This window comes from Janthinobacterium sp. J1-1, from assembly GCF_030944405.1.
Lineage (GTDB): Bacteria > Pseudomonadota > Gammaproteobacteria > Burkholderiales > Burkholderiaceae_D > Janthinobacterium.
Genome location: NZ_CP132339.1, coordinates 4,796,526 through 4,818,359, shown reverse-complemented (window position 1 = coordinate 4,818,359; position 21,834 = coordinate 4,796,526). Strand labels below are relative to the sequence as shown.

General features: G+C 66.1%; 19 protein-coding genes. 15 read left to right on the top strand and 4 right to left on the bottom strand.

The window, feature by feature from the left end:
- The first annotated feature begins 104 nt into the window (after positions 1–104).
- The 7 genes from Q8L25_RS22005 (at position 105) to Q8L25_RS21975 (ending at position 10,189) form a co-directional block, all read left to right on the top strand.
- On the top strand, positions 105–605 hold the full coding sequence (locus tag Q8L25_RS22005; protein WP_374694324.1) for a sigma-70 family RNA polymerase sigma factor: 501 nt from the start codon (positions 105–107) through the stop codon (positions 603–605).
- Positions 602–1,582 (top strand): FecR family protein, encoded by a 981-nt coding sequence (locus tag Q8L25_RS22000; RefSeq protein WP_308921426.1) that lies wholly within the window; start codon positions 602–604, stop codon positions 1,580–1,582. The genes Q8L25_RS22005 and Q8L25_RS22000 overlap by 4 nt, the downstream gene beginning before the upstream one ends.
- 146 nt (positions 1,583–1,728) lie before the next feature.
- Entirely contained in the window at positions 1,729–4,209 is a 2,481-nt protein-coding gene (locus Q8L25_RS21995; protein ID WP_308921425.1) for a TonB-dependent siderophore receptor, read from the top strand.
- Positions 4,210–4,282: 73 nt separating this feature from the next.
- Complete coding sequence (locus Q8L25_RS21990; RefSeq protein ID WP_308921424.1) at positions 4,283–4,651, top strand: hypothetical protein; 369 nt, start codon at positions 4,283–4,285, stop codon at positions 4,649–4,651.
- Entirely contained in the window at positions 4,651–5,094 is a 444-nt protein-coding gene (locus Q8L25_RS21985; RefSeq protein ID WP_308921423.1) for a GNAT family N-acetyltransferase, read from the top strand. Before Q8L25_RS21990 ends, Q8L25_RS21985 begins: the two co-directional genes overlap by 1 nt.
- A 348-nt stretch (positions 5,095–5,442) precedes the next feature.
- Positions 5,443–9,168 (top strand): PAS domain S-box protein, encoded by a 3,726-nt coding sequence (locus Q8L25_RS21980; RefSeq protein ID WP_308921422.1) that lies wholly within the window; start codon positions 5,443–5,445, stop codon positions 9,166–9,168.
- Between the two features lie 25 nt (positions 9,169–9,193).
- On the top strand, positions 9,194–10,189 hold the full coding sequence (locus tag Q8L25_RS21975) for a two-component system response regulator (protein ID WP_308921421.1): 996 nt from the start codon (positions 9,194–9,196) through the stop codon (positions 10,187–10,189).
- Between the two features lie 124 nt (positions 10,190–10,313).
- Here the strand turns inward: Q8L25_RS21975 and Q8L25_RS21970 are convergent, their stop codons facing one another.
- Positions 10,314–11,090 (bottom strand): DUF481 domain-containing protein, encoded by a 777-nt coding sequence (locus Q8L25_RS21970; protein ID WP_308921420.1) that lies wholly within the window; start codon positions 11,088–11,090, stop codon positions 10,314–10,316.
- A gap of 162 nt (positions 11,091–11,252) precedes the next feature.
- Here Q8L25_RS21970 and Q8L25_RS21965 point away from each other — a divergent pair, with 162 nt between their 5' ends.
- On the top strand, positions 11,253–11,630 hold the full coding sequence (locus Q8L25_RS21965) for a hypothetical protein (protein WP_308921419.1): 378 nt from the start codon (positions 11,253–11,255) through the stop codon (positions 11,628–11,630).
- On the opposite strand, the gene leuD is transcribed toward Q8L25_RS21965, so the two are convergent.
- From leuD to Q8L25_RS21950, 3 genes are read right to left on the bottom strand one after another with little or no spacing between them, the layout of a single operon-like run.
- On the bottom strand, positions 11,627–12,244 hold the full coding sequence (leuD, locus tag Q8L25_RS21960) for a 3-isopropylmalate dehydratase small subunit (protein ID WP_308921418.1): 618 nt from the start codon (positions 12,242–12,244) through the stop codon (positions 11,627–11,629). The two genes, Q8L25_RS21965 and leuD, sit on opposite strands and share 4 nt — an antisense overlap.
- Positions 12,237–13,625: a 3-isopropylmalate dehydratase large subunit gene (leuC, locus tag Q8L25_RS21955; protein WP_308921417.1), complete on the bottom strand. Its 1,389-nt coding sequence runs from the start codon at positions 13,623–13,625 to the stop codon at positions 12,237–12,239. Before leuC ends, leuD begins: the two co-directional genes overlap by 8 nt.
- Positions 13,622–14,518: an alpha/beta hydrolase gene (locus tag Q8L25_RS21950; protein WP_308921416.1), complete on the bottom strand. Its 897-nt coding sequence runs from the start codon at positions 14,516–14,518 to the stop codon at positions 13,622–13,624. The genes leuC and Q8L25_RS21950 overlap by 4 nt, the downstream gene beginning before the upstream one ends.
- A gap of 104 nt (positions 14,519–14,622) precedes the next feature.
- Between Q8L25_RS21950 and Q8L25_RS21945 the strand changes: the two genes are divergently transcribed.
- From Q8L25_RS21945 to msrA, 7 genes are all read left to right on the top strand, one after another.
- Positions 14,623–15,528, top strand: coding sequence for a LysR family transcriptional regulator (locus Q8L25_RS21945; RefSeq protein ID WP_308921415.1), 906 nt, complete (start codon positions 14,623–14,625; stop codon positions 15,526–15,528).
- A gap of 91 nt (positions 15,529–15,619) precedes the next feature.
- A complete protein-coding gene (locus Q8L25_RS21940) occupies positions 15,620–16,315 on the top strand; it encodes a winged helix-turn-helix domain-containing protein (RefSeq protein WP_065308580.1) in 696 nt (231 codons plus the stop codon).
- Positions 16,308–17,651, top strand: a complete 1,344-nt coding sequence (locus Q8L25_RS21935; protein WP_308921414.1) for an ATP-binding protein — start codon at positions 16,308–16,310, stop codon at positions 17,649–17,651. The genes Q8L25_RS21940 and Q8L25_RS21935 overlap by 8 nt, the downstream gene beginning before the upstream one ends.
- Before the next feature lie 175 nt (positions 17,652–17,826).
- Positions 17,827–18,771 (top strand): DUF535 family protein, encoded by a 945-nt coding sequence (locus tag Q8L25_RS21930; RefSeq protein WP_308921413.1) that lies wholly within the window; start codon positions 17,827–17,829, stop codon positions 18,769–18,771.
- Between the two features lie 90 nt (positions 18,772–18,861).
- A complete protein-coding gene (gene hemB, locus Q8L25_RS21925; protein ID WP_308921412.1) occupies positions 18,862–19,836 on the top strand; it encodes a porphobilinogen synthase in 975 nt (324 codons plus the stop codon).
- 57 nt (positions 19,837–19,893) lie between these two features.
- A complete protein-coding gene (locus tag Q8L25_RS21920) occupies positions 19,894–21,249 on the top strand; it encodes an MBL fold metallo-hydrolase (protein WP_308921411.1) in 1,356 nt (451 codons plus the stop codon).
- Positions 21,250–21,301: 52 nt separating this feature from the next.
- Positions 21,302–21,823: a peptide-methionine (S)-S-oxide reductase MsrA gene (gene msrA, locus Q8L25_RS21915; RefSeq protein WP_308921410.1), complete on the top strand. Its 522-nt coding sequence runs from the start codon at positions 21,302–21,304 to the stop codon at positions 21,821–21,823.
- Positions 21,824–21,834: the final 11 nt, after the last annotated feature.

Here is a 21,834-nt window from a genome sequence, read left to right as displayed (position 1 = left end):
GCCTGAAAACGACTATTTTTCAGCCGCGCGAGATACTTGACGGGGCAGGGCAATCATTGCGATAATGAGAACTATTCTCAATTGAGCGGAGGTCCCTCGTGCATATCGCGCAGTCCAGCGACGCCATCGCCGGCATCTACAGCAGCCATCACGGCTGGCTGTTGCGCTGGCTGCGCGGCAAGCTGCCCTGTGCCGACCAGGCGGCCGACCTGGCGCACGATACGTTTATACGCCTGTTGAGCGCGCCGCAAACCGCCATGCCGGCCTTGCGCGAGCCGCGCGCCTACCTGACCACGGTGGCGCAGCGTTTGCTGATCGACCATTACCGGCGCCTGTCGCTGGAGCAGGCCTGGCTGGAGGCGCTGGCGCAGCAGCCGGAACTGCTGATGCAGTCGCCGGAAGAGCGCCTGATCATCGTGCAGGCGCTGCGACGCGTGGACGCGATGCTGGACGGTTTGCCCGATGCCGTGCGCAGCGCTTTTTTGATGGCGCATGTCGATGACCTGGGCTACGCCGAGATCGCAGCGCGCCTCGGCATCAGCGAGCGCACCGTCAAGCGCCATCTGGTGCAGGCCTTCGAGCAGTGCATCCTGCTGATATTGTGAGCGCCGCCATCGATCCCGGCGCGGCGCGCGTGGCGGCGCAGTGGCTGGTGCGCCTGCGCGACGGCGCCTTGAGCGCCGCCGAACAGCAGGCCTTCGACGCCTGGCGCACCAGCCATCCCGATCACGCGGAAGCCTGGCGGCGCGCCGAACTGGTGTGCCAGACGCTGGCCGTGGTGCCGCCGGCGTTGCGCCAGCCGCCGCAGCGACCGGCACGGCGCGCCGGCATCAAGCATCTGGCGGTATTGATCGCCTGCGCCGCGCCGCCCGTGTGGCTGGCCAGCAAATCGGAAGCCTGGCTGTCCTGGCGCGCCGACATCAGCACGGCCACCGGTGAAATACGCAAGATGACGCTGCCAGACGGCACGCAGCTGGCGCTCAATACGGCCAGCGCCATCGATATCGCGTTCGATGGCGCGCGCCGGCTGGTGACGTTGCATGCGGGCGAAATCCATGTGGCGACCGCATCCGATCCGCGTCCGCTGGTAGTCAGGAGCCGCAGTGGCAGCGTGCGCGCCATCGGCACCCGGTTTGGCGTGCGCCATGATGCTGGCCTGTTCTCGACGCGCACGCAGGTGGCGGTGACGGAGGGCGCGGTCGAAATTGTGCCGGCTGGCGGTGGCGCCACCGCGCGCATCCTCAGGCGCGGCTGGCAAACCAGTTTCGATGACCGTTCCATCGCGGCGGAGACTGCCATGCCGGCGTCCGCCGCCGGTTGGTTGCAGGGCGTGCTGATCGCCGAGCGCATGCCGCTGGGCGAACTGCTGGCGCAGGTGGCGCGCTACCGGCGCGGCGTGGTGCGCTGCGATCCGGCGGTGGCGCAGCTACCGGTCGACGGCATTTTCCAGCTCAGGGATACGGACAGGATATTCGAATTGCTGCAATTGTCGCTGCCGGTCCGGGTGCGCTTGCGCACGCCGTACTGGGTCAGCGTGGAAGCGCGCACCGGCAATGCGTCGGATTACGCGCTTGCGCGCTAATCCGACCTGCGCTGCTGTCGCAACCGGACCTGCAACCCGCGTAGGTCGGGTTAGCGCAGCGTAACCCGACACCATCGCTGTCCCTTTTTTGAATGTGCTTCGTCATAACAGATAGAACAGCAATTCTGACTATCGAAAGGGTCCACATGGCTTTGCCGCACCGCGCTACCGGCGCAACGATTATTTTGCATCCCACCACCCGCGCCGTGCGCGCCGCGCTGGTGTTGTTCCTCGGCGTGGGCGCCGCGGCGCTGACGCTGGCGCCGCAGCAGGCGCGCGCCGCCGACACCGCACAGCTGGCCGCGCGTGACTACCGGATCGCCGCTGGCGACCTGCAAACGGCGCTGTCTCACTATGCGATAGCCTCTGGCGCAAATATCTCGACCCAGGCTACGCCGTTGACGGGCCTGCGCAGCAAGGGGGTGCAGGGCCGCTATACGGTGCACCAGGGCCTGCATGCGCTGCTCGATGGCAGCGGCCTGGAAGCCATCGACAGCGGCAATGGCAATTACGTGGTGCGCAAGGCGGCGGACGTCAACCTGGCCACCATGCCTGCCGTGACCGTCAGCGCCGAAGCGGACCGCAATACCGAGGGCACGGGCTCGTATACGACGAAAAACATGCGCACGGCGACCGGCCTGACGCTGTCGCAGCGCCAGACGCCGCAGTCGGTCAGCGTGATCGCGCGCCAGCAGATGGACGATTTTCATCTGACCACCCTGCAGGACGTGGCGCTGGCCACGCCCGGCATCTACACCAAGCAGCCGGGCGTGACGGACCAGGAAACCTCGTACTATGCGCGCGGCTTTGCGCTGACCCATGTCAATGTCGATGGCCTGCCACTGGACGTCACCGGCTTCAACCAGCGCAATGTGTCGGCCGACATGATCATGTACGACCGGGTGGAAGTGGTGCGCGGCGCCACGGGCCTGATGGAAGGGGCGGGCGCACCATCCGGCAGCATCAACCTGGTGCGCAAGCGCCCCACAAGCACACCCTTGCTCAATGCCTCGGCCAGCCTGGGCAGCTGGAACGACAAGCAAGTGACGCTGGACGCCAGCTCCGCGCTCAACGAATCGGGCAGCCTGCGCGGCCGCGTGGCCGGCAACTGGCGCGACAGCGACAGCTACATCGACGTGGTCAACAACAGCAATGGCACGCTGTACGGCATCATCGAAGCGGACCTGGGCCCGGACACCGTGCTGGGCGCCGGCTTTTCGCGCCAGACCAGCCGCACCGACGGCATCTCGGTCGGCCTGCCCACGTTTGCGGACGGGCGCCACATGAATCTGCCCCGTTCCACCTTTCTGAACAACGCCGACTCCTTCCAGGACCGCGACAACGACGTGCTGTTTGCCGACCTGGAACACCAGCTGGCAGGCGGCTGGAAGGTGCGCCTGGCGGCCACCCATGTCGACGCCAGGTCGTCCACCCGCAACACCACCAACAGCCGCATCGACGGGCAAACCTATCTGCTGCAGCAGTCCGAAACGGGCTGGAAGTACAGCACCGGCCAGGTGGTGGCCGACCTGCGCGTGAGCGGCCCCGTCACCTGGTTCGGCCGGCGCCATGAAGTGATTATCGGCGCCAGCTACCGCGACGACGATTCCGATGCGGGCCAGAGCTGGGAAGGCGCCGGCACGCGCGTGATCGATATCCGCAACTGGAATCCGCATGCCTACCGCATGCAGGCGGGCAGGCTCGAGCCGTATAACTGGGGCCGCAAGACGCGCGAAAAAGGCTTGTATGCGGCAGGTAATTTCAGCCTGGCCGACCCGCTGCATTTGGTGATGGGCGCGCGCCTGGGCTGGTACACGCAAGACGTCACCGGCTGGTACGAAACCCAATTTGCGTGGCGCCGCAGCCTCGATGAAAGCGCCAGGCTGACGCCCTACCTGGGCCTGGTCTACGACATTGACAAGCATCATTCCGTGTATGTCAGCGGCACCCAGATCTTCGAGCCGCAAAGCAGCATGGACGTCAATGGCAATACCTTGCCGCCACTGAGCGGCACCAACTATGAAGTGGGCGTCAAGGGCGAGTATTTTGGCGGCGCGCTCAATACCAGCGCCGCGCTGTTCCGCATCAAGCAGCGCAACCGCGAAATGGCCGACGAGCGCAACTGCCCGACCGGCGGCGCCATCTATTGCGCGCGCGCGGCCGGCGAAGTGGAAAGCGAAGGCGTCGACCTGCAGTTGTCCGGCTCGCCCTTGCCGGGCTGGCAGGTCGCCGGCGGCTACACCTATGTCATGGCCAAGTACACCAAAGATGATATCGCCGCCAACGTCGGCCAGCGCATCGCCACCGACGAACCGAAGCAGCTGTTCAAGCTGTCGGCCACCTGGCAGCCGGGCGGCGGCCTGGCGCCATGGAGTGTCGGTGCGTCGATCCAGGCGCAGGACAGGATGTTCCGCCGCGAGACGGGTTTTTATACCTCGCAGGGTGCGTATGTGGTGGCGGGACTCACCGCCGGCTACCGCATCAACGACAGGCTGCAGCTGCGCCTGAATGTCGACAATGTGTTCGACCGCCATTACTACCAGGCGCTGGGCTACAGCTGGTCGGGCGGCCTGGCGCGCTACGGTGCGCCGCGCAGCGCGCTGCTGACGCTGAACTATAAAATGTAGGAACCGCCAGCGGAGCGCGCCGGCGGCGGCGCCTCTGCTACACTGCCGGCCTGACCATTTTGCCATGATTGCCATGTCCATCACAGCCACCCTGACGCCGCTGAAGCGCGCCTTTGAACAATCGCGTGCCGAGAAAAACATCGAACGGATACTGCCCGAGCTGCTGCGTGCGCAGTTCCATGTGGTCATTGGCGGGCAAAGCGAGCAGATCGACCTGTTCCTGGTGCCGTCGCCCAATCCCGAGCGCCGCTGCGTGACCGTGGCCGAAGAACTGGCCTTCCTGGCCGGCATCGATTATCCGAAGATTCCCGTTACCGGCCGCCAGCTGGTCGCCTCGATTCCGCCTGAAATTGAAATCGTCATCCTGCACGGCGACGGCGCCAACTACGTGACGCGCGAGCAGCTCGCCTGGTTTCGCGGCATGCCGGAGCTGATGGCCTGATGCTGTCGTTGAGGCCCATCTGCGCAGTCACTGCCGACAGGGTGCTGCAGCTGCCGCTGCATCAGGCGCAGCGCTCCTTTATCGCCAGCAATGCCGATTCCCTGGCGTTGGCGCAAGAACATCCTCCTATGCGCCCACGCGCGATTTATCTTGGCGGAGAGTTGATTGGATTTGCCATGTACGCCGGGCCGGGCAGCACTGGCCGGCAGGATACCCATGTGCTGTACCGGCTGATGATCGCCGCGCCGTGGCAGGACCGGGGACATGGCCGCGCGGCGCTGAAGCTGCTGCTGGCCGAGATGGGCGCGCTCGGTGCTGCCAGGGTCGCGCTGTATTACGCGCCCGCCAATGTCGCAGCCAGGGCGCTGTATGCGGCCGCCGGTTTCGTCGAGCAGGGACTGGACGCCGATGGCGAGATGATGGCCACTCTGGCACTGGCCTGAGCGCTGTCGCATAATCGCCGCAAAACCTTGCCTTGCTTGCCATGGACTTGCTGAAGTCCTATGAATATTTTCCAAAAGCAACTATAATCCCCCCTTCGTCAGATTCATCATCGTCACGCTGGTTGCCGCTTTGTCATTGGCCGCGCCGGGGTTTGCACGCATGCCGCTTTTCCCATTCCAGGGAGGCATCTGGAAGACATCTTTCCCCGCCCCGAAAACGCGGGCTGGTGACCGTGCCATCATCCGGTCGATACTCCCGTTCCTGCTTGCCGCGTCGCCTGATGGTTGCGATAGTGGCGCCCTTGGCGCGCGTTGCGCCGCTTGTTAATCTTATGCTCACGGATGCACATGTTCAGTTCAATGTTCGCGACAGGCCCGGCCTCGATGCCTTACCAGTACGGCACCCACGACGCGGGACTGGTATTCATCTCGATCGCCATCGCCATCTTCGCCTCGTTCATGGCGCTGCAAGTGGCCGGCATGGCGCGCGACAGCGACATGTGGCTGCAGCGCCAGACGGCCATCGTGACGGGCGCCATTGCGCTGGGCGGCGGCATCTGGTCAATGCATTTCATCGGCATGCTGGCGTTCGACCTGTGCACCCACGTCACCTTCGAGCCCCGGTTGACCCTGTTGTCGATGTTGCCGGGCATGGCCGCATCCTGGGTCGCGCTGCACCTGCTGGCGCGCCCGCGGATCAGCGTGCCGCAATTGCTGGTCGGCGGCGTCCTGGTCGGCACCGGCATCGGCTCCATGCATTACAGTGGCATGGCCGCCATGCAGAGCGCACTCGACCTGCACTATGAGCCCTGGCTGTTCGCGCTGTCGCTGGTGGTGGCCATCGTCATGGCCGTGCTGGCCTTGTGGATACGCTTCGGCCTGGCCGCCTCGCGTTTGCAGCTGCGCCCGATGACGGCGCTGCTGGCCAGCAGCGTGGTGATGGGCCTGGCGATTTCGGGCATGCATTACACCGGCATGCTGGCGGCGCGTTTTTCGGGCACGCCGGCCGCAGGCAGCAGCACCATCACGGTGCAGGCCTCGTTCATCGCGCTGGCCGTGGCCCTGATCACCGTTACCCTGACCGTGTTTGTCGCCGCCGCCAATGGCCTGCTGCGCTACCGCCAGCTGCTGCGCCATGCGAATGCGGGCGAATCGCGCCTGCGCGCCATCGTCGACACGGCCGCCGACGGCCTGATCACCATCGACGGCCAGGGCAAGGTGCGCTCTTTCAATCCGGCCGCCGAAGCGCTGTTCGGCTGGCGCGAAGCCGAGATGCTCGGGCGCGACGCCAATCTGCTGCTGCAGGATGACGACGCGGCCATCTATCAGGGCTACCTGCGCGAATATGTGGCCACCGGTATCTCGCGCATCCTGCACAGCGGCCGCGAGCTCGAAGGTCGCCACAAGGATGGCGCCATGCTGCCGATCCGCGTCGCCATCGGCAAGATCGACACGCCGGGCCAGCCGCTGTTCGTGGCCTTCGTCACCGACATGCGCTCGTCGCGCAACATGGAGCAGGCGCTGAAGGACAGCGAGCGCCAGTACCGCACCCTGATCCGCAATATTCCGGGCGTATCGTTCCACAGCAGCTTCGCGCCGGACTGGAAAATGATCTTCATCAGCGACGCCGTCTACAACCTGACCGGCTGGATGCCCGAGGATTTCATCGAGGGCAGGGTCCGAATGTTCGATCTGGTGCACCCTGACGACCGCCAGCGCGTCAACGACACCTGCGTGCAGGCGGCCGGCCAGAAGCGCGACTTTGAAAACGTCTACCGCATGATCCACCGCGACGGACGCGAACGCTGGGTGCGCGAAAGCAGCGGCCCGGTGCTGGACAACGACGGCTTGGTGCGCTGGATCGACGGCGTCATCCTCGACATCACCGAAAGCGAATTGCGCAATGCCGAATACGAAGGCAAGGTCACGGCCATTTCGCGCGCCATGGCGGTGATCGAATTCGACCTGCAGGGCAGGGTGCTGGCCGCCAACCAGAACTTCCTCGACCTGGTCGGTTACCGGCTCGACGAAGTGCTGGGCCAGCATCACAGCATGTTCTGCGAACCGGACTATGTGCAGTCCGAAGACTATCCGGTGTTCTGGCAGCGCCTGGGCAATGGCGAATTCGACGCCGCCGAATACAACCGCATCGGCAGGAACGGCAAGAGGATCAGCATCCAGGCCTCGTACAATCCGATCTTCAATGCCGACGGCAAGCCGTTCAAGGTGGTCAAGCTGGCCACCGACATCAGCGAGCAGCGAGCCATGCAGGAAAACCTGCGCGCCGCCAAGGACCGCGCCGAGCTGGCGGCCGAGTCAAAAACTTCGTTCCTGGCCAACATGAGCCATGAGATCCGCACGCCGATGAACGCCATCATCGGCTTCACGGAAGTGTTGCTGGGCACGGCCCTGGACAGCCTGCAGCGGCGCCACCTGACCACCGTGCGCCAGTCGGCCCGCTCGCTGCTGGAACTGCTCAACGACATCCTCGACACCGCCAAGCTGGAAAAGGGCGCGACCGAACTGGAACTGGTGGACTTTTCGCTGCCCGACCTGGTCGACCACGTGGCCGCCTCGCTGCGCATCACGGCCCATAACAAGGAGATCGAGCTGCTGGTCGACTACGATCCGCGCGCCGGCCAGTTCTTCCTTGGCGACGCGCGCCGCATCCAGCAGGTGCTGACCAACCTGATCGGCAACGCCGTCAAGTTCACCGAAGCGGGCCAGGTGCGCGTCGCCGTCGACATGCGCGGCGCCAGCGTGCATGTCGCCGTGCACGACACGGGCATCGGCATTCCGGCCGACCGCCTCGACAAGATCTTCGCGCCATTCACCCAGGCCGACTCCTCGATGAGCCGCCGCTTCGGCGGCACGGGCCTGGGCACCACCATCTCGCTGCAGCTGGTCGAGCTGATGGGCGGCACCATCACGGTGGAAAGCACCCTTGGCGTGGGCAGCGTGTTCCACGTGCTGCTGCCGCTGGCGGCCGGCAAGGTGGTATTGCGCCGCAGTGAGCAGCCGGCGCTGGCCTTGCCGCCGCTGCGCATCCTGGCGGCCGACGACGTACCGCAAAATATCGAACTGCTGATGATCAGCCTGGGCGCGGCCGGCCACCAGGTGATCACCGCCGGCGATGGCGACAGCGCCGTGCGCGAATTCCGCAACGGCAGCTACGACATCGTGCTGATGGACGTGCAGATGCCGCGCATGGACGGCCTGGAAGCGACGCGTTTGATCCGCGTGCACGAACGCGAGCAAGGGCTGAAGCCGACGCCGATCATCGCCCTGACGGCCAGCGTGCTGGAACAGGACCGGCGCGCCGCGCAGACGGCTGGCATGAACGGCTTTGCCTCCAAGCCGCTGGAAATGCACAAGCTGACGGCGGAAATCGCGCGCCTGCTCGACATCGCCGTCGACACCGGACTGGCGCCACAGCAGGCGGCGCTGGGCTTCGCCGGCGGCCAGGTCGACTGGCAGCGCGGCACGGCCTTGTGGGGCGGACGCGACGCGCTGGAGCGCGCAATAAGCCGTTTCGCCAGGACCAACGGCGACAGCACGGCGCTGCTGGCGCGCGAGATCGATCGCGGCAGCGCCAGCGTGGCCGGCCACCTGCTGCACCGTCTGAAGGGTGCGGCCGCCAATCTGTGCCTGGTGCAGATCGAGGGCATCCTCGGCCGCATCGAGCAGGCGCTGCACCACCAAGCGCCGGTGGCCGAACTGCTGGAGCAGCTGGCGGCGGCGTTTGCCGCGCTGGCCGTCGAAGTGGGCGAGGGCGCGCAGGCCGGCTTGGACAGTGTGGCCAGCGTGGCCGCCCCCGGCGTGCCGCTCGACCACGCGGCCGCCGAAGCGGTGCTGCGCAAGGCGATCGCCAGCCTGGAAGGCGGCCAACTCGACGACGCCCTGATGGCGGACGTCACCACCCTGCTGGCGCCGCACGCCGGGCAGCGCCAGCTGCAAACCCTGGCCGGCGCCATCGACGACTTCGAATTTGCGCGCGCCGCCGCCGTGCTCAGGCAGTTGCTCGAGTGGCTGCAGGCACAGGCGGCCGAAGAAGACGGTGCTGTATCATCCTGATCCGAATCTGAGTTAATGTATCGACATGAAATTACCCGAACAAAAACCGACCCTGCTGCTGGTCGACGATGAAGCGACCAACCTGCAGGTGCTGCGCCAGATCCTGCAGGACGATTATCGTCTGCTGTATGCCAAGGACGGCGAAAAGGCCCTGGAGCTGGCACAGAACAATCCGGTCGAGCTGATCCTGCTCGACATCATGATGCCCGCCATGACCGGCTATGAAGTGTGCCGCAAGCTCAAAGCGATGCCGCTGACGGCGGCCATTCCCGTCATTTTCGTCACGGCCCTGGCCGACGTGAAGGACGAAGCGGAAGGCTTCGACGCCGGTGCCGTCGACTACATCACCAAGCCGGTCAGCCCGCCCATCGTGCGCGCCCGCGTGCGTACCCATCTGTCGCTGGTCGACGCGGCCGAACTGCGCCGCTCGCGCCTGCAGGTGATCCAGCGGTTGGGCCAGGCGGCCGAGTACAAGGACAATGAAACCGGCATGCACGTCATCCGCATGAGCTATTACGCGCGCCAGCTGGCGCTGGCGGCCGGCTTCAGCGAGACCCAGGCCGAAGACCTGCTGAACGCCGCGCCCATGCACGATGTCGGCAAGATCGGCATCCCGGACGCCATCCTGCAAAAGCCGGGCAAGCTCGATGCGGACGAATGGCAGGTGATGCGCAGCCACGCCGAAATCGGCGCCGCCATCATCGGCGAGCATGCCGGCGGCCTGCTCAAAATGGCGCGTACCATCGCCCTGACGCACCATGAAAAATGGGACGGCAGCGGCTACCCGAACGGCTTGAAAGGCGAGGAAATCGCGCTCGAGGGGCGCATCGTGGCGATCGCCGACGTGTTCGACGCCCTCACCAGCGAACGCCCCTACAAGCGTGCCTGGACGGTGGAAGAGGCGATCGACACCATGCGGCGCGACAGCGGCGTGCACTTCGATCCCGAACTGATCGAGCTGTTTATCGCCAATCTGCCGGCCATGCTGGAGATCAAGGCGCAGTGGAAGGAACCGGTATAGGTATATCTGCGTCGGGTTACGCTACGCTAATCCGACCTGCGCTTCTCTTGTCGACTGTCTTCGACAGCACCGTAGGTCGGATTAGGCCGAAGGCCGTAATCCGACGCCACCGTTAGCGCTTGCATCAGAACGAATACACCAGCGTCAGCGACGTCTGCGTATCGGTGTTCTTTTTATCGTCCGGCACGCGCGTGTCGTTGCGGGCGCTGAAGGCGGCTTTCATCTGCATGGTGCCGTTGATCTTGGTGCTGAGCGCCGATTCGGCGATCGAGTGGGTGTTCGAGGTGCCGCGCTCCACGCTGACGGTCTGTGTAAACATGGCCGACTGGCTCACCTTCCATTTCATGGCCGCCGCGCCGCGAATCGTCAAACCGTGTTCGGAGATGCCTTCGTCGTTGGTGCCGCTGAAGTAGCCCGGACCGACTTCCACGTCGACGCTCTTGTCTTCGGACTGGTACCAGCGCGAGCCGTGACCGACGGCCAGGGTCGAGTACTTGGTGTAGGCGCCGAAGCGGTCGTTCACGTGCGAGGCCAGCACGAACAGTTTTTCATTGTCGGCCATCAGCTTGTAGGCGGCCTTGCCGGAGGCGGAAAAGCGCTCGGCCGAGCGCTCGCGGTAGCGGTGGCCCTCGTCATCGGTATTCTTGTCTTCCTTGAAGTAGCCGCTGAAAATGTACTGGTTGCTCCAGTCGTCCAGTTCCTGGCGCGCGTCGATCTTGCCGGTGACGGACGTGCCGGCCGTATTGCCCGAAGTGGTGATGGCGCCCAGTTCGGCCGAAGTGCTCCAGCTGCCGATCGGGATTTCGTCGAACAGCAGGCTTTGCTTGGTGTCCTTGGCGATGGCGCCGGCATGCGTGATGGCCAGGGCCAGCGCCAGGGCGAGAGTAGGGATGGATTTCATGGCTGTGTGCTTGTCTGTGCGGGCGCGCCTGCGTGCGCGGCCCATCAAATTCGAGCGCGTATTGTACCTGAGCCTGCAATCGCCCGCCCTGCGCACGCGGCGCCTCGGTGGTGATATAGTTCAGGCCAGCTTATCAACTTGCCATCTGCGCCGGGAGTGTCCATGAAGTCAGTCTGCAGTGCCATTGTGCTGGCCATGACCACCACGCTTGCCGCCGCACAGGTGCCGGTAGCCACGCCGCCTGCACTTGCACCGTCTCCGGCCCTGACCCAGGCCATGATCAGCGCCGCCGTGCGCGAGACCCTGGCCGAAGAAAAGCGCGCGCAGGCCGAATCGGGCCAGCCGGCCATGCAGCAGGTGACCATCCGCGCCGACAAATACGAACAATTCGCCGCCGCCTTCAGTGAAGCGAAAGTGCCCGACTGCCTGCATCCGGACGGCCTGAAGCGCCAGCCGACCAACCTGGGGCCGGTCGGCGTGGTCGGCGTGTATGCGCTGCCGTTCGTGGCGATCGCCAGGCTGCGCGGCAAATGCAATTAAAACACCCGCATCCACGGCTGCGCCATCACGTGGCGCGCTTCGAAGGCGGCGATCTGTGGCTGCATCCGCAGGGTCAGGGCGATCATGTCCAGGCCCTCGACCAGCATCTGCCTTTCGCGTGGCGCCAGCGTGAACGGAAAGCACAAGCTACCGGGTGCCGTGACCGTCATCGCCACCAGGTCGATCGACAGCGCCGGCAGCTCCGCCTGCGCCAGGCTGGCCGCCAGCATGGCGATCTCGTCCTGTGCCAGCACCACCGGCAGCAGCCGGTTGTTGAGCGCATTGCCGTAAAAGATTTCACCATAGCTGGGGGCGATCACGGCGGCGATGCCGTATTGCTGCAAGCCCCAGACGGCGTGTTCGCGGCTCGAGCCGCAGCCGAAGTTCGATCCCGCCAGCAGGATGCGCGTGCCGGCCTGGCGCGGCGCGTTCAGGATGCAGTCCGTGCGCGGCTGGCCGTTGCCATCGAAACGCAAATCGTACAGCAGGCCCTGGTCCAGCCCTTCCTTGCCGATGGTGCGCAGGAATTGCTTGGGCATGATCTGGTCGGTGTCGAGATTGTCGATCAGCAGCGGCGCGGCCAGGCCGGAAATCATGGTCCATGGTTCATGCATGGTGTGCTCCCAGTGTGCGCACGTCGGTAATCATGCCCGTGATGGCGGCAGCGGCGGCCATCGCGGGGCTCATCAGATGGGTGCGGCCGGCGCGGCCCTGGCGCCCTTCGAAGTTGCGGTTGGTGGTCGAGGCGCAGCGTTCTTCGGGCGCCAGCAGGTCGTCGTTCATGGCCAGGCACATCGAGCAGCCGGGCTGGCGCCATTCGAAGCCGGCCCGCGTGAAAATATCGGCCAGCCCTTCCGCTTCGGCCTGGCGCCGCACGGCGCCCGATCCCGGCACCACCATGGCGCGCACGCCGGGCGACACCTTGCCGGCACCGACGATGGCGGCGGCCGCGCGCAGGTCTTCGATGCGGCTGTTGGTGCACGAACCGATGAACACGCGGTCGATCGGCAGGCCGGCGATCGGCGCGCCGGCGGCCAGGCCCATGTAGGCCAGCGCTTTTTGCGCATCGCCGGCGGCCGGTATGCAGGCGTCGACGGCCATGCCCTGGTCCGGACTCGTGCCCCAGGTGACATACGGCGCGACCTGGCCGGCGTCGAACACGTGTTCGAGGTCGAACGCGGCGCCGGCGTCGGAGCGCAGTGCGTCCCACAGGGCTGGCAGGGGGCCGTCGGCAAACACGGCGGCATGCGCGCGCAGGTAGTCGCGCGTGGCCTGGTCGGGCGCGATCAGGGCGGCGCGCGCGCCCGCTTCGACGGCCATGTTACACAGCGTCATGCGCGCTTCGACCGACAGCGCGTCGATGGCGGCACCGCAAAACTCCACCGCATAGCCGCGCGCGCCCTGGGCGCCCAGGCGTGCGACCAGGTACAGGGTCAGGTCCTTGACGGACACGCCGCGCGCCAGCACGCCGTCGATGCGCACGCGCATGGTGCGCGCCACGCGGTACACCAGGGTCTGCGTGGCGAGGATATGCTCGACTTCCGAGGTGCCCACGCCGAAGCCCAGGGCGCCCAGCGCGCCGTAGGTGGTGGTGTGGCTGTCGCCGCACAGAATCACCATGCCGGGGCGCACCAGGCCCTGTTCCGGCGCGATGATATGTTCGATGCCCTGGTCGATATCGTTGGTGTCGTACAGCCGGATGCCGTGGCGCGCGCAGTTGCGGCGCAGATTGAGCGCCAGCAGGCTGGACGCCGGGTCCGCGATCACCCGCTGGCCCACCGGCAGCGGCGCGGTGGGAATAATGTGCGACACCACGGCCAGCTGCTGCAGCGGGCGCAGCACGGCGCGGCCCTTGTCGTGCAGGCCGGTAAATGCCTGGGGACTCGTGTATTCGTTCATGATATGCAGGTCGGCATACAGCAGCACGTGCTGCGCGTCGAGGCGTTCGACCGTATGCGAGGCGACCAGTTTTTCATACAGCGTGAATGGCTTCATGGCTGGCTTTCAGTGGTATCGAGCAGGAAGGGCAGCACTTCGGCCAGCAGGGCGGCCGGGTTTTCTTCTGGGATGTAGTGGCCGCAGGGCAGGGCGCGGCCCTTTACCTTGCTGGCCAGCTTGCGCCATTCGGCCAGCGGATCGAAGCACTGGCCGACCACTCCTTGCGCGCCCCACAGGGCCAGCATCTGGCAGCTGATGCGCCGGCCCGATGCCAGGTCGGCGCGTTCGTGGTCGAGGTCGATGCCGGCGCTGGCGCGGTAGTCTTCGCAAATGCCGTGGATGGTGGCCGGGTCGCGCAGGCAGCGCCGGTATTCGGCATAGGCTTCGGGCGTGAAGGGCGCCAGGCCGGCCGAGCGGCCACCGATGGTGTGCTCCAGGTAGGCGTCCGGATTGCCGTTGATCAGCAGCTCGGGAAACGGCGCCGGGCGGATCAGGAAGAACCAGTGGTAATAGCTGGTGGCGAACTGGCGCGTCGTCTGCTCGTACATGGCCAGCGTGGGCGCGATATCGAGCACCACCAGGCGCCGTATGCGTTCAGGATGGTCGAGCGCCATGCGGTAGGCGACGCGGCCGCCGCGGTCATGGCCCATCAGCGCAAAGCTGTCAAAGCCCAGCAGCTCCATCAGGCGCAACTGCTCCTGGCCCATGGCGCGCTTCGAATAATTGGCATGGTCGGGCAGGCCTGGCGGCTTGCCGCTGTCGCCATAGCCGCGCAGGTCGGCGGCGATCACGGTGAAATGGCGCGCCAGTTCGCCGGCCACCTTGTGCCAGATGACGTGGGTTTGCGGATGGCCGTGCAACAGCAGCAGGGCCGGGCCGGTGCCGCCGCGCACATAGTGCACGGGCGCGCCGTCGACGTCTTGCGTGGCGGCCGTGAAGTGGTCGAACATGGTGTCTCCTCTGTATCGTTGTTTGGGGGATGCAGGCATTCTAGAGCGAAAGCCCTGCGATATAATTCGCCCAAGATAAACCCATTCTTTCTTTGGTGTGAATAATGAGCGCAGTTTCGGACCTGGCTTTCTTTGCCATGCTGGTCAAGCACGGCAGCATGGCGGCGGTGGCGCGCGAAATGGGCGTCACGCCGCCCGTCATCAGCAAGACGCTGGCCAGCCTGGAGGCACGGCTGGGCGTGCGCCTGCTCAACCGCAGCACCCGCCGCATGAGCGCCACGCAGGAGGGCGAGCTGTATTTCGCGCAGGGCGCGCGCATCCTGGCCGAGATCGAGGAACTGGAAAGCCTGGTCGCCAGCAGCCGCGCCGCGCCGCGCGGCCTGCTGCGCGTGAACGCCACCATCGGTTTTGGCCGGCGCCATCTGGGTCCGGCGATCACCGCCTTCGCGCGCGCCTGCCCCGACGTCGAGGTGCAGCTGCAAGTGAGCGACCGGCCGGCCAACCTGCTCGACGCGGCCTTTGACGTGGGCATCCGCATCGGCCCGTTGCCGGACGCGCGCCTGCATGCGCGCCGCATCGCCGCCAATGCCCGCCTGCTGTGCGCCTCGCCGCAGTATCTGCGCGCCGCGCCGCCGATCGCCGCGCCGCGCGACCTGGCGCGCCAGCAGTGCATCGTGCTGCGCGAGAACGACGCCGCCTATGGCAGCTGGACCCTGTACCAGGGCAAAACCGAGGAAAGCGTCAAGGTGCGTGGCAAGCTCAGTACCAATCACGGCGAAATCGCGCTCGACTGGGCGCTGGCCGGCGGCGGCATCGTGCAGCGATCGCAATGGGACGTGGCGCCGTATCTGCGTTCGGGGCGGCTGGTGCCGGTGCTGCCCGACTGGCGTCTGGCGCCGGCCGACATCCATGCCGTCTACCCCGAGCGCTTGAACCTGTCGGCCAGGGTCAGGGCCTTTGTCGATTTCCTCGAACTGCATTTTGCCGGCGTGGCGAAACAGGGCTGGTAAAGCGGGCCTCGCAAACCACGCGGGGCTGGCAAGCCCGGCCCGGCTGGCGTATGCTGCGCATATTTCTACCGACTCATTACAAGGACTCACCGTGCGCTGCCTGGTCATCGAAGACGAAGCCGATACTTCCCGCTATATTTGCGCCGGCCTGCGCGACGCCGGCCATGAGGTCGTCGCCTGCGACAACGGCATCGACGGCATGCGCCTGGCCTGCGGCGAGGAATGGGATGCGCTGGTGCTCGACCGCCTGCTGCCGGGCGAGATCGACGGCCTGGCCATCGTCGCGCGCCTGCGCGGCATGGGCCGCAATACGCCGGTGCTGGTGCTGTCGGCCCTGTCCAGCGTGGACGAGCGCGTGCGCGGCCTGCGCAGCGGCGGCGACGACTACCTGTCCAAGCCGTTCGCCATCGACGAACTGCTGGCCCGCATCGAAGCGCTGCTGCGGCGCGCCGCGCCGGTGCCCGACGCCACCCAGCTGCAGGTGGCCGACCTGGTGCTCGACATGCGCACCATGCGCGTGACGCGCGCCAACCGCCAGATCGCGCTGCAGCCACGCGAATTCCGCCTGCTCGAATACCTGATGCGCCACCAGGGCCAGTCCGTCACGCGCGCCATGCTGCTCGAAGCCGTGTGGGACTACCATTTCGACCCGCAGACCAATGTCATCGACGTGCAGGTCAGCCGCCTGCGCACCAAGATCGACAAGGAATTTTCGCCGGCGCTGATCCACACGGTGCGCGGCGTCGGCTACACCCTGGGCGTGCTGGAAAGCGGCCCGCATGCCTAAGTCGATCGCGGCGCGCCTGGCGCTGGGCTACGGCCTGCTGCTGGCCATTTCCATCGCCATCGTCTGCGGCGTGTTCTATTTCGGCACCATCGGCGTGCTGGACCGCAGCGTCGACCGCAAGCTGATGGTGCTGTCCGAACGCCTGGCGGCCATGTACCTGCCCGAAGACCGCACGCGCACCTCGGCCGAAATCGCCCATCTGCTGACCGACCGTACCGACAGCGATACCGAGATCTTCCTGCTGGTCGATGCGCAGGGCAGCCGCATCTCGGGCAATCTGTCGAGCTGGCCGGTGGCCGACAGCCCGGTCGGCAAGCTGCTGCACGTGCATGTGACGCGCGAAGGGCGGCGGGTGCCGGCGCGGCTGCTGATCCGCGACCTGGCCGACGGCTCGCGGCTGTACGTGGGCCGCGCCATGCTGGAAAGCGATTCGATCCGCACCCTGGTGCTGCGTTCGATCGCCTATGGCGGTGGCGTCGCCGTGCTGCTGATGGTGGCCGGCGCCTGGCTGTTCCGGCGCCAGCTGGAGGCGCGCATCGGGAAGATACGCCGGACCGCCGCCGAGATCGAGGCGGGCGACCTGTCCCAGCGCATACCGGTGGCCAGCGACGATGAATTCGGCAAGCTCAGTTGCGATATCAACCGCATGCTCGACCGGATCGAGCAGCTGATGGAGGGCGTGCGCCATGTGTCGAACGCGATCGCCCACGATTTGCGCACGCCGCTGGGGCGCGTGCGCAACAAGCTCGATGGCGCGCTGCGCCAGCCGCAGACGGTGGACGCCTGGCAGGGCGCGGCGCAATCGGCGATCGCCGATATCGACGACCTGACGCGCGTGTTCGACAAGCTGCTGCAGATCGCGGCGGCCGAATCGGGCATGCGTCCCGAGAACTTCAGCGATATCGACCTGCAGCAGATCGGCGCCGATATCGTGGAAATGTACGAAGCGACGGCCGACGAGCAGGGCGTGCTGCTGGTGCAGCTGTACGGCCCCGGCCTGCCGGCGCGCGGCGACCGCAACCTGCTGGGCAGCGCGCTGGCCAGCCTGGTCGACAACGCCATCAAGTACGCGGGGCAGGGGACCACGGTGGAAGTATCGTGCGGGCAGGATGGCGCCGGCGCCTGGCTGGCCGTGCGCGACAATGGCCCCGGCGTGCCGGCCAGCGAGTTGCCGAAGCTGACGCAGCGCTTTTACCGGCTGGACAAGAGCCGCCATTTGCCCGGCAATGGCCTGGGCCTGTCCATCGTCGCGGCGATCGCGGCCCTGCACGGCGGCAGCCTGGAGATCGAGGATGCGGCGCCCGGCCTGTGCGTGCGGCTGCGGCTCAATCACTAGCCGCTTGGTCCACCGCCTGGCCCACATTACCAACTTGTAACCCCCCTGTTTTTTCGCCTCGCCTATCATGCATGCTACCCGTCGCGGAGCGGCTGCAGCTGCGTGCAGCCGCCTGTTCCGGGCTGCTCGCGGCCAAGGCCGCGCATCGACAGACGAGCGCCGAATAACCGCTGCCATGACTTCCTTTACCGCCAGCCTGGCGCCACAGGCACCATCCGCCCTGGGCCGTGAAGGCCACCAACTGAAAGCCATGCTGGGTGCGCTGGTGTTTCCCCGTCAACGGGCGCGCTGGCAAACCTTTATCAAGGACACGCCCGGCATGGCAGCACTGGCGCTGGAGCATCCCTGCCTGCTGTACAAGATCTACCGCCCCTACGCGCAGCGCGGCGCCGGCTGCGCGGCCAGGGTCACGCTGCTGCAGGGGCATTACCGCTTCCTGTGGCAGGCCGGCGCGCGTCCGCTGGTGGAATACGCGGCGCGCCGCGCGCTGGTGCTGGCCAGCGTGGAAGGGCGCGACGGCGCGCTGTACCGGTTGCAGCTGACCGCCATCCACGACAGCCACCGCGAAGGGGAGCTGTGTTTGCGCCTGACGCGCGACGGCGCGCCGCTGTACCTGGCCAGCTTTCTGTTTCGTCCGCACCGCGCCGGCGCCAGCGTGCAGCTGGGCGCGCTGCAAGGCTTGCGATCAAACGCCGGTGCCCAGGCCGTGCGCGAGGCCACCCGCGCCTTGCACGGGTGCCGGCCGAAGAACCTGATGGTGGCGCTGCTGCGCGACCTGGGCGACTTTTATGGCTGCCGCCAGCTCGAACTGGTCAGCAATGCCAACCGCATCGCCCTGAACGGGCGCCGGCGCCGGCAGATCTCGTCCGACTATGACCTGGCCTGGGAGGAGCTGCATGCGCTGCCTGGCAGCGATGGCAATTACCGCTTGCCATGCGCACCGTGCCAGGAACCCGACCTGGCGGCAGTGCCGTCCAAAAAACGCGCCGATGCGCGCCGCCGCGGCGCCATGCTGCTGGCCTTGTCGGCCACCATGCGCTGGCAGTTGTCGGCCCTGCGCAGCGCACCCGCCGGGGGCGCGGCCTGCATGCCGGCACGGTGCCACGCCGCCGTTTCTTGAGGCAAGCGCGGTTTTTTGAGGCCGCGCCCGACGAAAAGCGCGCGATGGGCGTATACTTGTCCGCGTCTTTCAACTAGAGCCAGTCACCCCATGCCAGCAACTTTCCCCCTCTCGCGCATGCGCCGCCTGCGCGCCAACCCGCAACTGCGCGAGCTGTTCCGCGAAACCGAGATCAATCCGCGCGACCTGGTGCTGCCGATTTTCGTCGACGAAGGCGCCAGCGATTTTGTCGACATCAAGTCCATGCCCGGCGTGCGCCGCATCCCTGAAGCCAAGCTGGCGCAGGAAGTGGAGCGCTATGCGCGCGCCGGCCTGCGTTCGGTGATGACCTTCGGCATTTCGCACCACAAGGACAGCCACGGCAGCGACACCCTGAACCCGGACGGCCTGGTGGCGCGCATGTCGCGCATCATCAAGGACGCCGTGCCCGAGATGGTGGTCATGTCCGACACCTGCTTCTGCGAATACACGGACCACGGCCACTGCGGCATCCTGCATGGCGACACGGTCGACAATGACAGTACGGTGCTGAACCTGGGCAAGCAGGCGGTGATCGCCGCCCAGGCCGGCGCCGACATCATCGCGCCATCGGCCGCCATGGACGGCCAGGTGGCGGCGATCCGCAGCGCGCTCGACGCGGCAGGTTTCCACGACACCCCGGTGATGGCGTATTCGACCAAGTTCGCTTCCGGCCTGTACGGCCCGTTCCGCGACGCGGCCGGCAGCACCCTCAAGGGCGACCGCAAGACGTACCAGATGGACCCGATGAACCGCCGCGAAGCGGTGCGCGAGTCGCTGATCGACGAAGCCGAAGGCGCCGACGCGCTGATGGTGAAACCGGCCGGCGCGTATCTGGACATCATCCGCGACCTGCGCGAAGTGACGCGCCTGCCGATCGGCGCCTACCAGGTCAGCGGCGAATACGCGATGATCAAGTTCGCCGCGCAAGCCGGCGCCATCGACGAGCGCCGCGTGGTGCAGGAAACCCTGGGCGCCATCAAGCGCGCGGGCGCCGACATGATCTTCACGTATTTTGCGATGGATGTGCTGAACAATCCGTATTGAGTTTTACCGGGCGCGCGCCGTGGCCTGTCATGGCGCGCTGCCTTTCCCGATACTTTTATGCCCCTGAAAATCTCCCGCATCCTGCATGCCGGCTATGTCTTCGAATGCGAGGGCACCGCCATCGCCTTCGACCCCATCGTCGAAAATCCGTTCAGCCGCAACTGCCACGCTTTTCCGGACGTGCGCTTCGACCATGCGCAGGTCAGGCAGCTGCGCTTCGATGCCGTGTTTATTTCGCATTTCCACGACGATCACCTGTCGCTGGAAAGCCTGGACTTTCTCGACCGCGCCAGGCCGATCTACCTGTACTGCATCTTCGACGAGCTGTTCGATATGATACGGGCGCTGGGCTTTGAAAAAGTGGAGCGCCTGCATGTCGACCGGCCGGTCACGGTGGGCGCGATCGAGGTGATCCCGCGCCGCGCGCTCGACGACGATGTCGACTCGCTGTTCCAGGTGCGCGCCGGCGGCATGAATGTGCTCAACGTGGTCGACTCCTGGATCGGCCCCGAGACCCTGGCGCAGCTGGCGGCGCTGGGCCCTTGGGACATGGTGCTGTGGCCGTTCCAGACCATGCGCGAGGTGGCGGTGATCGCGCCCCGGCTGGCCGGCCCGGCGCGCCCCAGCTTGCCCGGCGACTGGCTGGAACAGCTGCAAATCCTGAGTCCCCGTTATATCGTGCCCAGTTCCTGCCAGTTCGTGCAGGAGCCGTGGTCCTGGTATAACCACGCGATGTTTCCCGTGACCTACCGCCAGTTCGCGCGCGAGGTGGGCGCGGCGGTACCAAGGGCCACCGTGCTGCGGCTCGATCCGTCGGTGTCGGTGCTGCTCGATGCCGATGGCTTGACGCCTGCCGCGCCGCTGCCGTGGGTGACCCCGGTCGGGCCGCAGGAAGTCGATTTCGATTACCGGCCAGGCTTGGCGCCACCGGCCACGGCCGATATCGCACGGCGCTTCCCGGCCTTGAGCGAGGCGGACGCGGCGCTGGTGCTGGATTTCTGCCGTCATGGCTTGCTGGAGCGCTACCGCGACATGGAGCTGTTCGAGGACAGCTATTTCCAGCAGCCCCGTTTGTGGCGCTTGTCGCTGCTTGGCCATGACGGCGCGGCCACGGTGCTGCACTACCGCCTCGATGGCGACCTGATCGACCTGGTGCCAAGGACGGATGAAGCGCCGTCGTGGACCACCGATGTGCCGCTGGCGAAATGCCATGCCGCGCTGGTGCTCGGTGAATCGCTGACCTCGATGTACATGCGCATCAACGATGCCGATTTCGATGCCGCCACCATGGAGCAGCTGAAAGAGGCCGATATCACCGACGATCCGCTGATACGCTGCCTGTTCAATGACGCCATCGGCGCCTACCAGGCGGCGCAATTGAAGCGCCTGGGCTACTGTGTGGACACGCACTGAAGAAAATCGCCGGACGCGGTAAGATAGCCTATCTCTGAACAAGGACATCACCATGGCAAATACGACTGAAACCGCGCTTGAAACCGCAATCCTCGCTGGCGGCTGCTTCTGGGGCGTGCAGGACTTGCTGCGCCGCTATCCGGGCGTGGAAGCGACCCGCGTGGGCTACACGGGCGGCGACGTGGCCGACGCCACCTACCGCAACCATGGCACTCACGCCGAAGGCATCGAAATCACGTTCGACCCCAGCGTGATCAGCTATCGCCGGCTGCTGGAGCTGTTTTTCCAGATCCACGATCCCAGCACGGAAAACCGCCAGGGCAATGACCGTGGCACCAGCTACCGCTCGGCCATCTATTACACCAGCGAGGAACAGAAACAGGTGGCGGAAGACACTATCCGCGACGTCGACGCCTCTGGCCTGTGGCCCGGCAAGGTGGTGACGGAAGTGGCGCCGGCCGGTCCTTTCTGGCAAGCCGAACCCGAGCACCAGGATTATTTGCAGCGTTTGCCGAACGGCTACACCTGCCACTACATCCGTCCGGACTGGGTCTTGCCGCAACGCCAGCAGTAAGGAGGGACGGC

Coding starts and splice junctions, on each gene's coding strand:
- Q8L25_RS21970 (WP_308921420.1), bottom strand. CDS start 11,090: ATGAAATCCATCCCTACTCTCGCCCTGGCGCTGGCCCTGGCCATCACG.
- Q8L25_RS21990 (WP_308921424.1), top strand. CDS start 4,283: ATGTCCATCACAGCCACCCTGACGCCGCTGAAGCGCGCCTTTGAACAA.
- Q8L25_RS21980 (WP_308921422.1), top strand. CDS start 5,443: ATGTTCAGTTCAATGTTCGCGACAGGCCCGGCCTCGATGCCTTACCAG.
- hemB (WP_308921412.1), top strand. CDS start 18,862: ATGCCAGCAACTTTCCCCCTCTCGCGCATGCGCCGCCTGCGCGCCAAC.
- msrA (WP_308921410.1), top strand. CDS start 21,302: ATGGCAAATACGACTGAAACCGCGCTTGAAACCGCAATCCTCGCTGGC.
- Q8L25_RS21995 (WP_308921425.1), top strand. CDS start 1,729: ATGGCTTTGCCGCACCGCGCTACCGGCGCAACGATTATTTTGCATCCC.
- leuD (WP_308921418.1), bottom strand. CDS start 12,244: ATGCATGAACCATGGACCATGATTTCCGGCCTGGCCGCGCCGCTGCTG.
- Q8L25_RS21930 (WP_308921413.1), top strand. CDS start 17,827: ATGACTTCCTTTACCGCCAGCCTGGCGCCACAGGCACCATCCGCCCTG.
- Q8L25_RS21985 (WP_308921423.1), top strand. CDS start 4,651: ATGCTGTCGTTGAGGCCCATCTGCGCAGTCACTGCCGACAGGGTGCTG.
- leuC (WP_308921417.1), bottom strand. CDS start 13,625: ATGAAGCCATTCACGCTGTATGAAAAACTGGTCGCCTCGCATACGGTC.
- Q8L25_RS21945 (WP_308921415.1), top strand. CDS start 14,623: ATGAGCGCAGTTTCGGACCTGGCTTTCTTTGCCATGCTGGTCAAGCAC.
- Q8L25_RS21975 (WP_308921421.1), top strand. CDS start 9,194: ATGAAATTACCCGAACAAAAACCGACCCTGCTGCTGGTCGACGATGAA.
- Q8L25_RS21965 (WP_308921419.1), top strand. CDS start 11,253: ATGAAGTCAGTCTGCAGTGCCATTGTGCTGGCCATGACCACCACGCTT.
- Q8L25_RS21920 (WP_308921411.1), top strand. CDS start 19,894: ATGCCCCTGAAAATCTCCCGCATCCTGCATGCCGGCTATGTCTTCGAA.
- Q8L25_RS21950 (WP_308921416.1), bottom strand. CDS start 14,518: ATGTTCGACCACTTCACGGCCGCCACGCAAGACGTCGACGGCGCGCCC.
- Q8L25_RS21935 (WP_308921414.1), top strand. CDS start 16,308: ATGCCTAAGTCGATCGCGGCGCGCCTGGCGCTGGGCTACGGCCTGCTG.